Source organism: Microbacterium sp. ZW T5_45 (assembly GCF_044987415.1).
In the GTDB taxonomy this organism is placed as follows: domain Bacteria; phylum Actinomycetota; class Actinomycetes; order Actinomycetales; family Microbacteriaceae; genus Microbacterium.
The window spans coordinates 28989-41472 of record NZ_JBJDRJ010000003.1 but is presented as its reverse complement, the minus strand read 5'-3'; the positions used below and the strand labels follow the sequence as shown (position 1 = coordinate 41472).

General features: G+C 68.4%; 12 protein-coding genes. 6 read left to right on the top strand and 6 right to left on the bottom strand.

What is annotated here, in order from left to right:
• Window positions 1-783, top strand: coding sequence for an ABC transporter ATP-binding protein (locus ACI3KS_RS02025; protein ID WP_404914679.1), 783 nt, complete (start codon window positions 1-3; stop codon window positions 781-783).
• A gap of 99 nt (window positions 784-882) precedes the next feature.
• Window positions 883-1140, top strand: coding sequence for a type B 50S ribosomal protein L31 (locus ACI3KS_RS02020; protein WP_404914677.1), 258 nt, complete (start codon window positions 883-885; stop codon window positions 1138-1140).
• Between the two features lie 66 nt (window positions 1141-1206).
• Here the strand turns inward: ACI3KS_RS02020 and ACI3KS_RS02015 are convergent, their stop codons facing one another.
• Genes ACI3KS_RS02015 through ACI3KS_RS02005 form a run of 3 tightly spaced genes read right to left on the bottom strand, consistent with a single transcriptional unit; the run spans window position 1207 to window position 4759 of the window.
• Entirely contained in the window at window positions 1207-1476 is a 270-nt protein-coding gene (locus ACI3KS_RS02015; RefSeq protein WP_404914675.1) for a hypothetical protein, read from the bottom strand.
• A gap of 53 nt (window positions 1477-1529) precedes the next feature.
• Entirely contained in the window at window positions 1530-2756 is a 1227-nt protein-coding gene (locus tag ACI3KS_RS02010; RefSeq protein ID WP_404914673.1) for an alpha/beta fold hydrolase, read from the bottom strand.
• Window positions 2757-2758: 2 nt separating this feature from the next.
• Window positions 2759-4759, bottom strand: coding sequence for a DUF262 domain-containing protein (locus ACI3KS_RS02005; protein ID WP_404914671.1), 2001 nt, complete (start codon window positions 4757-4759; stop codon window positions 2759-2761).
• Between the two features lie 124 nt (window positions 4760-4883).
• Here ACI3KS_RS02005 and ACI3KS_RS02000 point away from each other — a divergent pair, with 124 nt between their 5' ends.
• Together ACI3KS_RS02000 and ACI3KS_RS01995 are read left to right on the top strand one after the other, a co-directional pair.
• On the top strand, window positions 4884-5657 hold the full coding sequence (locus ACI3KS_RS02000; RefSeq protein ID WP_404914669.1) for a hypothetical protein: 774 nt from the start codon (window positions 4884-4886) through the stop codon (window positions 5655-5657).
• 169 nt (window positions 5658-5826) lie between these two features.
• On the top strand, window positions 5827-6330 hold the full coding sequence (locus tag ACI3KS_RS01995; protein WP_404914667.1) for a DUF3145 domain-containing protein: 504 nt from the start codon (window positions 5827-5829) through the stop codon (window positions 6328-6330).
• Window positions 6331-6475: 145 nt separating this feature from the next.
• On the opposite strand, the gene ACI3KS_RS01990 is transcribed toward ACI3KS_RS01995, so the two are convergent.
• Window positions 6476-7879: a PLP-dependent aminotransferase family protein gene (locus ACI3KS_RS01990; protein WP_404914665.1), complete on the bottom strand. Its 1404-nt coding sequence runs from the start codon at window positions 7877-7879 to the stop codon at window positions 6476-6478.
• A gap of 96 nt (window positions 7880-7975) precedes the next feature.
• Here ACI3KS_RS01990 and ACI3KS_RS01985 point away from each other — a divergent pair, with 96 nt between their 5' ends.
• Both ACI3KS_RS01985 and ACI3KS_RS01980 read left to right on the top strand, forming a co-directional pair.
• A complete protein-coding gene (locus ACI3KS_RS01985) occupies window positions 7976-8635 on the top strand; it encodes a YitT family protein (protein WP_404914663.1) in 660 nt (219 codons plus the stop codon).
• Between the two features lie 14 nt (window positions 8636-8649).
• Entirely contained in the window at window positions 8650-10776 is a 2127-nt protein-coding gene (locus ACI3KS_RS01980; protein WP_404914661.1) for a DUF4132 domain-containing protein, read from the top strand.
• 57 nt (window positions 10777-10833) lie between these two features.
• Here the strand turns inward: ACI3KS_RS01980 and ACI3KS_RS01975 are convergent, their stop codons facing one another.
• Together ACI3KS_RS01975 and ACI3KS_RS01970 are read right to left on the bottom strand one after the other, a co-directional pair.
• Window positions 10834-12075 (bottom strand): beta-ketoacyl-[acyl-carrier-protein] synthase family protein, encoded by a 1242-nt coding sequence (locus ACI3KS_RS01975; RefSeq protein ID WP_404914657.1) that lies wholly within the window; start codon window positions 12073-12075, stop codon window positions 10834-10836.
• A gap of 93 nt (window positions 12076-12168) precedes the next feature.
• Window positions 12169-12417, bottom strand: coding sequence for an acyl carrier protein (locus tag ACI3KS_RS01970; RefSeq protein WP_017202249.1), 249 nt, complete (start codon window positions 12415-12417; stop codon window positions 12169-12171).
• Window positions 12418-12484: the final 67 nt, after the last annotated feature.

The window sequence follows — 12484 nt, the reverse complement described above, 5'->3', positions numbered from 1 at the left end:
ATGCCAAGCGCTCTCGAATTCACTGACGTCGTCGTGCGCCGCGAGGGGCGCAACATCATCGATCACGTGACGTGGCAGGTGCAGGACGACGAGCGTTGGGTCGTGCTCGGTCCGAACGGCGCCGGCAAGACCACGCTGCTCCAGCTGGCCGACACGCTCATGCACCCCACCTCCGGAGAGGTGACGGTGCTGGGTGAGACGCTCGGCCGCACGGACGTCTTCGATCTGCGTCCGCGCATCGGCTTCGCGTCCTCGGCGATGGCCAAGCGCATCCCTCGCGACGAGACCGTGCTGAACACCGTTCTGACCGCGGCGTACTCGGTGCTCGGGCGCTGGAACGAGCAGTACGAGGGCATCGACGAGCGCCGTGCCCTGCGCGTGCTCGGTGAGTGGAAGCTCGAGCATCTCGCCGAGCGCACGTTCGGCACCCTGAGCGACGGTGAGCAGAAGCGCGTGCAGATCGCGCGCGCCGTGATGACCGATCCCGAGCTGCTGCTCCTCGACGAGCCGACCGCCTCGCTCGACCTCGGCTCGCGCGAGGAGCTGCTGAGCCTGCTCAGCGGTTACGCCTCCTCTCCGACGACGCCGGCGATGCTCATGGTCACGCACCACGTCGAAGAGATCCCGGTCGGGTTCACGCACGTCCTGCTGCTCCGAGACGGCGGTGTCGTCGCGGCGGGTCCGATAGCGCAGACGCTCACGGCGGATGCTCTCGGCGAGGCGTTCGGCATGCCGATCGTGCTCTCCTCCGACGGCGGCCGGTACTCCGCACGCGCGGCCTGAACCGGCGCACCTGGTCTGCTAGAATCGATCCTTGGTGTTCTTCGCACCGCAGACTTCCCTCGCCCCTGGCACAATCCAGGGCACCACTTAAGGAATCCCATGAAGACTGACATCCACCCCACGTACCAGGCGGTCGTGTTCCGCGACCTCGGCTCGGGCGAGACCTTCCTCACCCGCTCGACGGTCTCGAGCGACAAGACGATCGAGCTCGACGGCGTCGAGTACCCCGTCATCGACGTCGAGATCTCCTCGGCCTCGCACCCGTTCTACACGGGCAAGCAGCGCATCATGGACTCGGCCGGTCGTGTCGAGAAGTTCAACCAGCGCTTCAAGGGCTTCGGCGGTTCCTCCAAGTAAGGTCCCGCACCCCGAAGGCCCCGCTCTCCTCGGAGAGCGGGGCCTTCGTCGTTCCCGCGCGTGAGGTCACAGATCGAGGACGATGCGTCCCGTGTCGCTGATCGTCGACGGCGGGTCGCCCGGCGCGGGAGCCGGGGCGGTGCGCTTGGTCTGCCGATCCCGCTCGATGCCGGCCTCATGCGCCGACGGCATCCACACGGCCTCGAAGGCTCCACCCAGCCCGCCGCCGGAGTTCTCGTACTTCTTCTCCAGGGGAACGCGGGAGTACACCGCGACGACCATGATGACGATCATCGCCGCCGCGGCGACGCTCACCGCGATCCACAGGATGTCCATGCGGCCAGGCTACGCGTCGCGGAAGGAGGGGCGCATCCGTCGGAAGGCGGAGATCAGCGGACGCGCCTGCCCTGGGCGAGGTCGATCAGATGCGAGAGCACCGGACCGGAGCGGAGCCCGTTGTGCTCGTGCTCGCTGGTGACCCAGAGCTCCACACCCGGAAGCAGCGCTGCGGTCTCGAGGGAGAACTCGAGCGGCACGTACACGTCGTTGACGTAGACGGCGGCAGCGCCGGTCGCATCGGATGCCGCGATCGCCGCGGTGTCGTAGATCGCCGGCCACTCGAACTCTGCGAGTTCGAGTGCGACGTCGCGCCACGGCTGGAACGCCGGGACGGTCTCTGTCCAGTCTTGCCGGATGTGCTCGCCGGTGAACAGGGTGACGTCCTCGACGAAGTCCGCAGGCTCCACGCGCTCGGCCGACCATCGCGTCGCCTCGCCGCTCGCATAGCTCGACTCGTGGAAGGCGAAGTAGAGAGGATTGCGGCCGCCGAACGGCATCGCGTGCTGCAGGTCGTAGCGGAACGCGTTCGACGAGGGGTCGCGTTCGAGCAGCGACCACAGCGTCTGCCAGCCGTCGTTCGTGCCCAGTGCCGAGCCGACCGACCGCAGGCGCGAGCGCGAGACGACTTCGCCGTCGGGCAGCACGAGCGAGCCGGCATCCGCCAGATCCACGAGCCGACGCATCACGTCCCGGTGCGCGGGGAACCGGCGGTAGTAGCGCTCGGACGCGACGCGCATCTTGTCATAGCAGAGGGCGTAGACCTCATCGGCGGAACGTTCCACGGTACTCAGACCGCCGGTGATGAACACGTCGTCGAGCGAAGCCGCATCCGTGGAGAGGTAGGCGAGCGTCGTGAAGCCGCCGAAGGACTGCCCGAGTACGCTCCACGTGTCCACACCGAGGTGCTCACGCAGTGCTTCGCAGTCGCGCACGATCGCATCCGCGCGCAGGTGGGTGAGGTACTCGGCGACGACGGAGGACCCGAGTTCGAGATCCGCGTCGCCGATCGGGGTCGAGAGGCCGGTTCCACGCTGGTCGATCAGCACGAGCCGGTAGTGGGCGAGCGCCTCGTCGAGCCACGCGGGTGACGTCGAGGCGTGGAACGGACGCGGTGCCTCGTGCCCGGGACCGCCCTGCAGGAAGACGAGGTGGGGGAGGGACTCGCCACCGGGGCGGGACACGACGCGTGCGAACACCTCGATCGTCCGGGTGTCCGCCGGATCGCCCCACACGAGCGGAACGGTGATCCGGTGCTCGTCGATGATCAGGTCGCTCATGGTCACATCACATTCCCGATGTAGGAGTACTTCACGAACACCTCGGAGGCGAGACCCGACTCGTCGAGGATGCCCTGGACGGCGCTCATCATGTAGTTCGAATCCCAGCCCATGTAGAGGAAGTGCGTGTCATCGAGCTGATCCCACTGCCCCTTCCACGCCATGTCATCGTAGATCGGTCCGCCGTGAGCGGCGCAGTACCGGAGCGCGGCGTCGCGCGTGTCGGTCCAGGCCCGACGCATGACGCGGTTGAACAGGTACTTGACGTCCGGGACCTCCCAGCGCTCGCCCCGGTACTCGACGTAGTCGAACTCGCGTTCCCAGCCGGTCGGCCAGCCGCGACGGCGCACCGCGTCGAGGATCGGAGTCAGGCCGTCATCATCGATCTCCGGCAGTGCCGGCCGGGCCCAGATCCGCAGCAGTTCGGCGGTCAGCGCCGCCGTGCGCGCAGAGATCGCCGTCGTGCCCCAGGCCTCGACGTCCGCGAGCGCACGGGTCATGGCGACGCCGCTGCGCGCGTAGGCGGCGTCGCGCTTGACCGGGAAGGACTCGCCGAAGACCCGCTCGGACAGCCCCTGCTCGAGCAGGGTGAGGTTCCCGAGCGTCGGCGCCAGGGCGCGGTGGGCGTTGCGCTCGTCCTCGGTGTACTCGATCCACGGGCGGGTGCCGTCTCCGGACCAGTGATCACTCGGAACGGTGGGGACGATGTGCTCGACGTCGTGGTCCGAGGTGTCGTCCACGCCCTCGAGGCGCCCGAGGACATAGGCGGGGTGCGGCAGTTCGCTGTACTTGAGCACGGCGCTGACGCGCTCGTCCGAAGGGGTGATCCGAGCGACCGCGCGCGCCAGCGCGTCGCGACCCTCGAGGCGCGCGCGGCAGAGGCGGGCGACCAGACGCTCGTTCGGCAGGCCGACCAGCGTGCGGCGCAGGTACATCGCCTGGATCCACTCCAGCGTCTCGATGAACTGCGCGCGGGGGATCAGCCCCCGCACGTGGTCGCTGTAAGCGCTCATGACCAGGGGGTATGCGGCGCGGCCGAAGGTATTGACGTGACGGATGCTCCGGGCGATCTCGGCATCCGCTTCGAGCGAGGGATCCAGCAGGATCCCGTAGATCTCGGCATAGTGACGCCATCGCTCGGCATCCGCCTGCAGATGCGCGACGTCGACCCGGGGGAAGCTGCGGCGGAACGCACCGTACACACCGTGCTCGCCGTCGACCGTGACCTCGCGGCCCGTCATCATCACGAGGTAGTGGCGCCAGAACGCGCCGATCGCTTCGCCGGTGTGCTGCTCGATCGGCAGCCAGAACCGCGACTCCACATCGAGCTGCTCGGCGTGCGTGAGCCCCATCAGGATGTAATTGTGGATCAGCTCGTGATCGCGCAGGGGCTCGCCCGTCGAGTTCAGGCTCTCGAAGATCTGCTGCGCGTTCGCGCCAGCGCCCAGCGTGATCGACACATGCTCGAGACGCTGCAGGCCCCGCCAGATGCGCTCGACCTCGTCGACGTGCACCTGGCTGCGGAAGAACGCGTAGTTGTCGTCGAAGCGGGACTCGCGCTCGGCGTCGCCGCGACGGTCCAGGACGACGGACTCGTAGAGGTCGGCCCAGGCGTCGTGCGGGCGCAGCCGCGTGCGCTGCGCATCGTCCGCGCGCACGAGCACGGACGCGAGCTCGGCGGCGAGTGCGGGATCGGTCTCCCGCACGGTGTGATGCAGCGCCGCGACGAGCAGCATGAGCGTCGTGATGCGCTGCTGGCCGTCGATGAGGATGAGGTCAGCCTCTTCGCCTCCGTCGTGCGCGGACAGGATCGAACCGATGAAGTGCCGGTGGTCGGAGTCCTGATCCGCCACCGCTCGGACGTCGCTGAGGAGCCTCTCGCACCCGCCGATGTCCCACCGGTACTGACGCTGGTAGACCGGCACGACGATGGTCGCGGATCCGGCGGAGAGCCACTCGATCGTGTTGACAGCAGTCGCCTCGACGTTTGTGGCAGTGCTCATTCCGAAAGCCTATCCGGTTATCCACGGCGCCCTTCCGGGGCTCCCGAAGGCTCGCCTGTTAGGCTCGCCTTATCAGGGCCTGTTAAAACGTGCTGGCCCCCGATGAAAGGATCTGGTTCAGATCATGGGTTACATCAAGTCCAAGGCACTCGAGGACAAGGGCTTCGTCGTCCTCGACAGCTACAACCAGGAGCTCGACCCCAAGGAATGGCTCGACATCGAGTACAACGACTGGAAGTCGTCGGGCGACACCCGCTTCGCACCGCTCGCCAGCGCGAAGGGCGAGATCGAGTGCAACGGCTTCTGGAACCACAAGCCGCCGCGCACCGACAAGGACGGCGTCTGGATCGACTCGCAGGTCGCCAAGGCCCCGAACCTCACGCGACGCGCCCAGGAGCCCGGTGCGAACGTCGGTCGCTGCCGCGTCATCGAGCTGCAGCCCACGCCGTACGGAGAGTGCCTCTACAACCTCCACCAGGACGACAACAACCGTCTGAACCCCGACGGCACCGGCTGGGTGGTCCGCGGCTTCTTCAACCTCACCGACGACAAGGACAGCTACTTCGTCCTGCGGGAGAACCGCACCGACCCGAGCATCGAGTACCGCCTCGCACTGCCTGCCGGAGCCCAGCTCATCGTCGACACGCAGCGTCTGTGGCACGCTGCCACCCACAACGGCACCGATCCGCGCTACTGCCTCATCACGTCGTGGACCTCCGGTCCCGAGCTCGACGCGTACATCGAGAAGTACCACGGCACCCAGGACGTCCCGAACGTCGAGGTGCCCCAGGATGTGCTCGAGGCCGGCTACGCGGAGCAGGCTCAGCGCGACGCCGCTCGTGCCGCCTATTACGCCGCCAAGGGTCAGCAGGTCAAGATGGCGATGAGCGAGGCCTGAGCCCCGCACATCATGAGAAAGGCCCCGGTCGTCGACCGGGGCCTTTCTCATGGGATCACACGCTTGTCATTTCACGGATCGTGGGCGAGAATAGCCGCACAACCGCATATTCTCGCCACTTCGGCAGTCAGGACGTTGGGGAAGACGCACCTGATGAAACGGAGAGATCATGGCGACGGCTTTTGCACGCGGAGTGGTGTTCATCCACTCCGCGCCTCGCGCGCTCTGCCCGCACCTCGAATGGGCGGTGGGACGCGCTATCGGGCGTGCGGTGAATTTCGACTGGAGCGACCAGCCGGTGCTGACCGGCGCCCGCAGAGCGGAGTTCTACTGGGACGGCCCCGTCGGCACGGGTGCTGCCCTCGCGACGGCGATCCGGGGCTGGGAGCACCTGCGGTTCGAGGTCAGCGAGGACCCCACGCCGCGTAGCGACGGCGGGCGCTGGATGCACACCCCGGATCTCGGCATCCACTACGCGCAGACCGATGCGGCCGGCAACGTCGTCATCGGCGAAGACCGGATCCGCTACGCGATGGAGATCGCCGCGGGCAACCTCACCGAGCTGCAGCGTGAACTCGACATCGCGCTCGGATCGGCGTGGGATGAAGAACTCGAGCCGTTCCGTCACGCGAGCGATGATGCGCGTGTCGTCTGGCTGCACAAGGTCGGCTGATCGGGCCCCGGCCACGAAGACGTGGAACGCGGAGGCGTGAGTATCGGATGCCGGTGAGTCGTCCCGGACGCTGAGAAGACGTATCCCGTTCCCTGAGTGGAGGACCCCGCCCCGGGGAAGGGGCGGGGTCCTCCTCGTCTGCCTGTCAGATGACCGCCGCGTGCGTGTGCTCGCGGGGGGACCGGCCGCGATCGTCGCCGAGGTCCTCCCACGCGCGACGCAGGCGCGTCATCGCCTCACGTGTGCGCTCAGGTGTGAGGGTGATGGGGATCCGCAGCCGACGCTCGAGCACGCCACCCGTCGAGAATCGCGGTCCGGGCGGCAGGATGAGGCCGTGGTCCCTGGCCGCGAGCGAGAGGGAGGTGGACACCGGAGAGCCGAGGTCGAGCCAGGTCGAGAGACCGCCGGGCGTCGGCGGCATCGCGAGGCGATCGATCGCGGCGAGCCCCTCGGCGACAGCCGCGCGACCTGCGCCGAGCCGAGCTCCGACGTGCGCCGTCAGAGCAGGCATCTCGTCGAGGAGCTCCACGGCGATGCACTGCTCGAGAAGGGCCGTGCCGAGCTCGAACGACGGCCGCGTCGCGAGGAACTGCCGGATCAGCGACTCCTCAGCCCGGATCCACCCCAGCCGCATCCCGCCCCAGGCGATCTTCGACATGGATCCCACCGTGATCACATGCGGACCGTGCGCGGCCATCGGCGTCGGCGCCCAGCCGCGATCGATGTCGAGCTCGGCCGTCGTCTCATCGATGAGCAGCAGTGTGCCCGCGTTGCGGGCGGTGGCGGCGAGTCGTGCGCGCTCGGCATCCGGAAGCGTCGCTCCCGTGGGGTTGTGGAAGTCGGGGATCAGATAGGCGAGATGCGGGCGGCTGTGCAGCAAGGTGTCGGCGAGATGGGACAGATCCCAGCCGTCGATGTCGACCGGAGTCGGCAGCATCCGATATCCGTGGCGCGCGAGCGCTTCCAACGCGTGCGGGAAGGTCGGCTGCTCCACCAGCGATCGGGACCCGCGCCGGCCGATCGAGGCGAGCACGAGGTTGACCGCGTTGAGCGCTCCTGAGGTGATGATGATCTGGTCGGCCGTGGTCGGAGCGCCGCGCTCGGTGAAGCGCGCGGCGACGGCCTCACGCAGCTCGGGGAGCCCTCGAAGCGAATACCCGCTGGTCCCGCGGAGCGCCGCGAGCCGTGGCAGCGAACGCACGGTCGCGTCGTACAGACCCGGGGTGGAGTCCATGGAGGCGATCGAGAGATCGATCGCAGTCTCGTCGTCGTCGGTCGGCACAGCGGGCCTCTCGTGCGGGAGGCTCACCCTCGTGCCGCCGCCGTGCACCCGAACGGCATAGCCGTCGGCCTCGAGCAGGCCATAGGCGCGTGTCACGGTCGACCGCGATCGACGCAGTTCGAGTGCCAGTGCCCGTTCACTCGGCAATCGTTCGCCGACTGTCAGTCGACCGTCGAGGATCAGTGCTCTGACCTGCTCGGCCAGTGTTTGAGCAGAGGCGCCCGCCAGGACCTGTGGACCGAGATGCGCGACCAGTCGAGAAGCCATGACTCCAGTATGGTGAAAAGTGGTATCCCATGTTGAGGCCACTTTCGAGTGAGTGGACTGATCTTCGGAGCCGCACCACCGGCCACGATGAGACACATGCAGATCCGTTCCCTCTTCCTCCCGATTACGATGAGCAGTCCTCGCGACCTCGTCGAGCGCCTCGTGCAGCTGATCGTCGGGCTCGTGCTCTACGGTGTCGCGCTGGCCTTCATGGTCCGGGGCAACATCGGGGTGTCTCCCTGGGACGTCCTCGCGCTCGGTGTCGCCGGGCAGTCCGGGATCGGTTATGGGCTGATCACGAGCCTCGTCGCCTTCGTCGTCCTGCTGCTGTGGATCCCTCTTCGTCAGCGCGCGGGGCTGGGAACTCTGCTCAACGCGCTGCTGATCGGACCGAGTGCTGACCTCGCCCTGCTGCTCGTCCCCGAGCCGCCGTCCGTCTGGGTCGGCGCGCCGATGTTCGTGTTCGGACTCGTGCTGCTGGCGTTCGCGACGGGGCTGTACATCGCCGCGGACTTCGGTCCAGGACCCCGGGACGGACTGATGACGGGACTGGTGCGACGCACCGGATGGCCGGTGTGGCTCGCTCGCACGCTGATCGAGGGCGGCGTGCTCGTGATCGGATTCCTGCTCGGCGGACCGGTGGGCGTCGGGACCGTGCTCTTCGCCTTCGGCGTCGGACCACTGATCGGCTGGTTCCTGACGTGGATCACGCGCCTGCGGGCGACGCGTTCGCAGAGGCTGCTCGCCACCCGCTGACTATCCTGGGCGGCATGCAGTCCGCCCATCACGCCCTCTTGTCAGCTCTCGATCGGGTCCGTGCGCACGAGGCTCCGCGACTGTCGCGCGATGATCGTCGCGAGCTCGAGCAACGCATGCGCGGGCTCGACGCCGCTCTCACCGCGGCGGAACGGGGGCACCTCGTCCTCACGGTTCTCGGCCGACGAATCGGTTCGCCCGGCGTCCCCGAGCATCCGTCAGACGAGGCCCGCGCCGCGGGTGCCGTGCTGCTCGACTCCGGAGCGCACGATCCGATCGAGCTCTCCGATGCGCAGGTGGGCTGGGCCCTGGAACTCGTCCGCTCACATCTGCCGGAGCGGGTCGATGCATCGAGCGCCCTGCCTCGTGCCGTGCTCGCCTATCTCCATGCTGCTCACCGCGAGGCTCCCAGCGAGCACACGCGCTCTGTCGCCGCACGCCTCGCATGGGAGTGGCCGGAGCCGACGATCCCCCTGCTGTGCCTGCTCGACGACCTGTCCGGCGGCGCATCGACGCATACCGGCGACGCTGGCGAGTCGCCGCATCTCCTCGCCCTCGCGCAGGCACGGCTCTGGTCCGTCGACGAGCGCCGCTCACTGCTCGCGCTCGAGAACGTGCCCGCGATCGCCCATACGTCGTGGTCTGTCTGGACGGAGCGCGTCGACGTCGATGAAGAGCAGCTCGAGGTCGCGCACGCCGAACTCTTGGCGATGAACCCTGCGCGGGTGAACGAAGCGTTCGAGACGCTGCAGTCGGGAATCAGTCGCTCTCGCGCGTTGCACGCCGGAGAGCTGGCGTACCACTCGGACCATCTGTTCACGCGGCGCGAGGTCGATGCGCTCGCCCGTGCCGCCGCGGTCGTCCTCGCCGCGGATGCTCCCGACGCGGGGCCACGGGTCGTCTCCCTCATCCGCGACGTGTCGATCGCCCCTACGACCGCGGCGACGGCGCCCTCGCAGGCGGCGACGCACGCCCTCGGGCAATGGTTGGCGAGGCTTCCCACACCGGAAGCGATCGCCGCTCTGACGGAGGTCATTCCGGACGTCCGCCACAAGGGGCTCGTAACGCGCCTGTCGAGGCAGCGCCGGAAAGCGATCAAGACGCTGCCGCTGCGCGCGACCGTGGCGCTCCGGATGCCGGCAGACGGCACATCGTCCGCCGCGCGCAAGCGCACCTACCTCGCGGCGTTGCAAGGCCAGTTCGCGATCGACACCTGGTGGTCTCCGGAGGAATGGCACAGGGCGTTCTCTGCCTCTGCCTGGACGACCTCGCTCGCGTCGGTGCTGGTCTTCGAGCACAGCAGCGACGGCGGCACCGTGTGGACCGCGTTCCGCCCGGGAACGTCGCAGCCGGACGCCCCCGAGATCCACGGCGTCGACGTCGAGGGCGGTGAGTCCAGATTCTCCGAGGGAGTCATCCGGCTCTGGCACCCGGCGCGGGCGTCGGCGGAGGAGCGCCGCATCTGGCGCGAGCACGTCTGGGCCGAGAGGATCGTTCAGCCGTTCGCGCAGGTCTTCCGTGAGCACTACGCGACAGCCGATCGCGAGTCGGACGCCGAGTTCGCCGGATTCGAGGTCGAGCTCCGCCGCCTCCTCGGGGTCGCGCTCTCGGACGGCTGGCGGGTGAGCCGCGGCGCGCTCGAGCGCGCGTTCGGATCGACCCTCGTGCGCTTCGGACTGAACACCGATGTGTACCCCGGGATGGAGGGCACGGGGATCACCGAGCGTGTCCGTGCGCGGGTCGCGGGTGCGGACGTCCCCTTCTCGGAGATTCCGGCGGTGACCGGGTCGGAGGTGCTGAGAGCCGTCGACCTGCTGGTGGGCACGAGCGCCCTGGAGACGGCATCCGCGGACCGGCGCTCGCATCTTCGCGGTGATCCGCGCTCGACGGACCGTGCAGCCGTCCGCCGGATCGTGGTCGAGCACCTGCACGGCACGGACCCGCGGGTGCGCGTCGAGGGGCGCCGGGTGCTCGTGGGGGAGTACTCCGTGCACCTGGCGACGGCGCGCGTCATGAGGAACGGCGAACAGGTGAGCCTGCCGGATGCTCCGCCGACCCGTCGCGCGTTCGTCCCCAGTGACGAGAAGCTCCTGCTGTCGATCCTCGACGCTCTGGATCGACTCCTCGGGTCGGACGCGTGAGACGAGTGAAGGCCCCGGGAGATCCCGGGGCCTTCACTCGTCACCTGCAGCGAGAGGTCATTCCGCGGCGCTGGCGAAGACGGCGACGGCGTTGTGTCCGCCGAAGCCGAAGGAGTTGCTGATCGCGTACAGCGTGCCGTCACCGAGGGGCTGCGCCTCACCGGAGAGCTTGAAGGGCACGGCCTCGTCCTGCTCGGTCATGTTGATCGTGGGCGGGGCGATCCGGTCGCGCAGCGCGAGCAGTGTGAAGATCGCCTCCAGAGCTCCGGTGCCGCCGAGCAGGTGGCCCGTGGACGCCTTGGTCGCGGAGACCGGGATCTCGTCGAGACGGTCTCCGAACACCTTCTTCAGCGCGACGTACTCGTTCGGGTCACCGACAGGGGTCGACGTCGCGTGCGCGTTGATGTGCGAGATCTGGCCCGCGGTGACACCCGCCTCCTCGAGAGCCTGCGTGACGGCGCGAGCCGCTCCGTTGCCCTCGGGGTCGTTGCCGGTGATGTGGTATGCGTCGGCGGTCACGCCGCCGCCGAGGACGTAGCCGTAGATCTTGGCGCCGCGCGCCTTCGCGTGCTCCTCGGTCTCGAGGATGAGCGCGGCAGCTCCCTCACCCATCACGAAGCCGTCGCGGTCGACCGCGCCAGGGCGCGAGGCGTGCGCGGGGTCGTCGTTGCGGCGGGACAGAGCCTGTGCCGAGGCGAAGGACGCCATCGTGATCGGGTGGATCGCCGACTCCGTGCCGCCGGCGATGACGACGTCGGCGAGCCCCTCCTGCAGGTGGTGCACGGCGTGGATGATCGACTCGGTGCTCGAGGCGCAGGCGCTGACAACGGTCTGCGCGTAGGCACGCGCGCCGAACTGCAGCGACAGGTTGCCGGCCGCCGCGTTGGGCATGAGCATCGGGACCGTGAGCGGCATGACGCGACGCGGGCCCTTCTCGCGCAGCGTGTCCCAGGCGTCGAGCAGGGTCCAGAGGCCGCCGATGCCGGTGGCGAAGTCGACGCCGAGACGCTCGGGAGCGACCTCCGGCGCGCCGGCATCGTCCCAGGCCTCGCGCGCGGCGATGAGCGCGAACTGCGATGAGGGGTCGAGACGCTTCGCCTCGTGACGGGGGAGCACCTCTTCGGGGCGCACCATGGCCTCGGCGGCGAAGGTCACGGGAAGTTCATACTGCGCGACCCAGTCGTGTTCGAGGGTGCGGGTGCCGGACATGCCGGCGAGCAGGTTGCTCCAGTTGTCCGGAGCGGTCCCGCCGATGGCGGACGTGGCGCCGATGCCGGTGACGACGATGCGCTTGGTCATGGTGTGGTTCCTTGTCGTACGGGGTGCGTGCGAATGAGGGCAGGAAGGAGGATGCCACGCCCCGCGGGTGGCGGGGGTGGCATCCTGCCGGGATTACTCCTGGCCTGCGACGATGAAGTTGACGGCGTCGCCGACGGTCTTGAGGTTCTTGACCTCGTCGTCGGGGATGGTGACGCCGAACTTCTCCTCGGCGTTGACCACGATGGTCATCATCGAGATCGAGTCGATGTCGAGGTCGTCGGTGAAGGACTTCTCGAGGGCGACCTCGGAAGCGTTGATGCCGGTCTCGTCGGTGATGAGCTCGGCGAGGCCGGCGAGGACCTCATCGTTGGTGAAAGCCATGGTGGTCTTCCTCTTTCTTGCGGGTTGTATTCGGAACCGTGGAACAGTCTAGAGAAGGTCGTGACGT

What these genes read in the sequence shown, in the direction of transcription:
- ACI3KS_RS02025 (WP_404914679.1), top strand. Translation starts at nt 1, where the DNA reads ATGCCAAGCGCTCTCGAATTCACTGACGTCGTCGTGCGCCGCGAGGGG.
- ACI3KS_RS02020 (WP_404914677.1), top strand. Translation starts at nt 883, where the DNA reads ATGAAGACTGACATCCACCCCACGTACCAGGCGGTCGTGTTCCGCGAC.
- ACI3KS_RS02015 (WP_404914675.1), bottom strand. Translation starts at nt 1,476, where the DNA reads ATGGACATCCTGTGGATCGCGGTGAGCGTCGCCGCGGCGGCGATGATC.
- ACI3KS_RS02010 (WP_404914673.1), bottom strand. Translation starts at nt 2,756, where the DNA reads ATGAGCGACCTGATCATCGACGAGCACCGGATCACCGTTCCGCTCGTG.
- ACI3KS_RS02005 (WP_404914671.1), bottom strand. Translation starts at nt 4,759, where the DNA reads ATGAGCACTGCCACAAACGTCGAGGCGACTGCTGTCAACACGATCGAG.
- ACI3KS_RS02000 (WP_404914669.1), top strand. Translation starts at nt 4,884, where the DNA reads ATGGGTTACATCAAGTCCAAGGCACTCGAGGACAAGGGCTTCGTCGTC.
- ACI3KS_RS01995 (WP_404914667.1), top strand. Translation starts at nt 5,827, where the DNA reads ATGGCGACGGCTTTTGCACGCGGAGTGGTGTTCATCCACTCCGCGCCT.
- ACI3KS_RS01990 (WP_404914665.1), bottom strand. Translation starts at nt 7,879, where the DNA reads ATGGCTTCTCGACTGGTCGCGCATCTCGGTCCACAGGTCCTGGCGGGC.
- ACI3KS_RS01985 (WP_404914663.1), top strand. Translation starts at nt 7,976, where the DNA reads ATGCAGATCCGTTCCCTCTTCCTCCCGATTACGATGAGCAGTCCTCGC.
- ACI3KS_RS01980 (WP_404914661.1), top strand. Translation starts at nt 8,650, where the DNA reads ATGCAGTCCGCCCATCACGCCCTCTTGTCAGCTCTCGATCGGGTCCGT.
- ACI3KS_RS01975 (WP_404914657.1), bottom strand. Translation starts at nt 12,075, where the DNA reads ATGACCAAGCGCATCGTCGTCACCGGCATCGGCGCCACGTCCGCCATC.
- ACI3KS_RS01970 (WP_017202249.1), bottom strand. Translation starts at nt 12,417, where the DNA reads ATGGCTTTCACCAACGATGAGGTCCTCGCCGGCCTCGCCGAGCTCATC.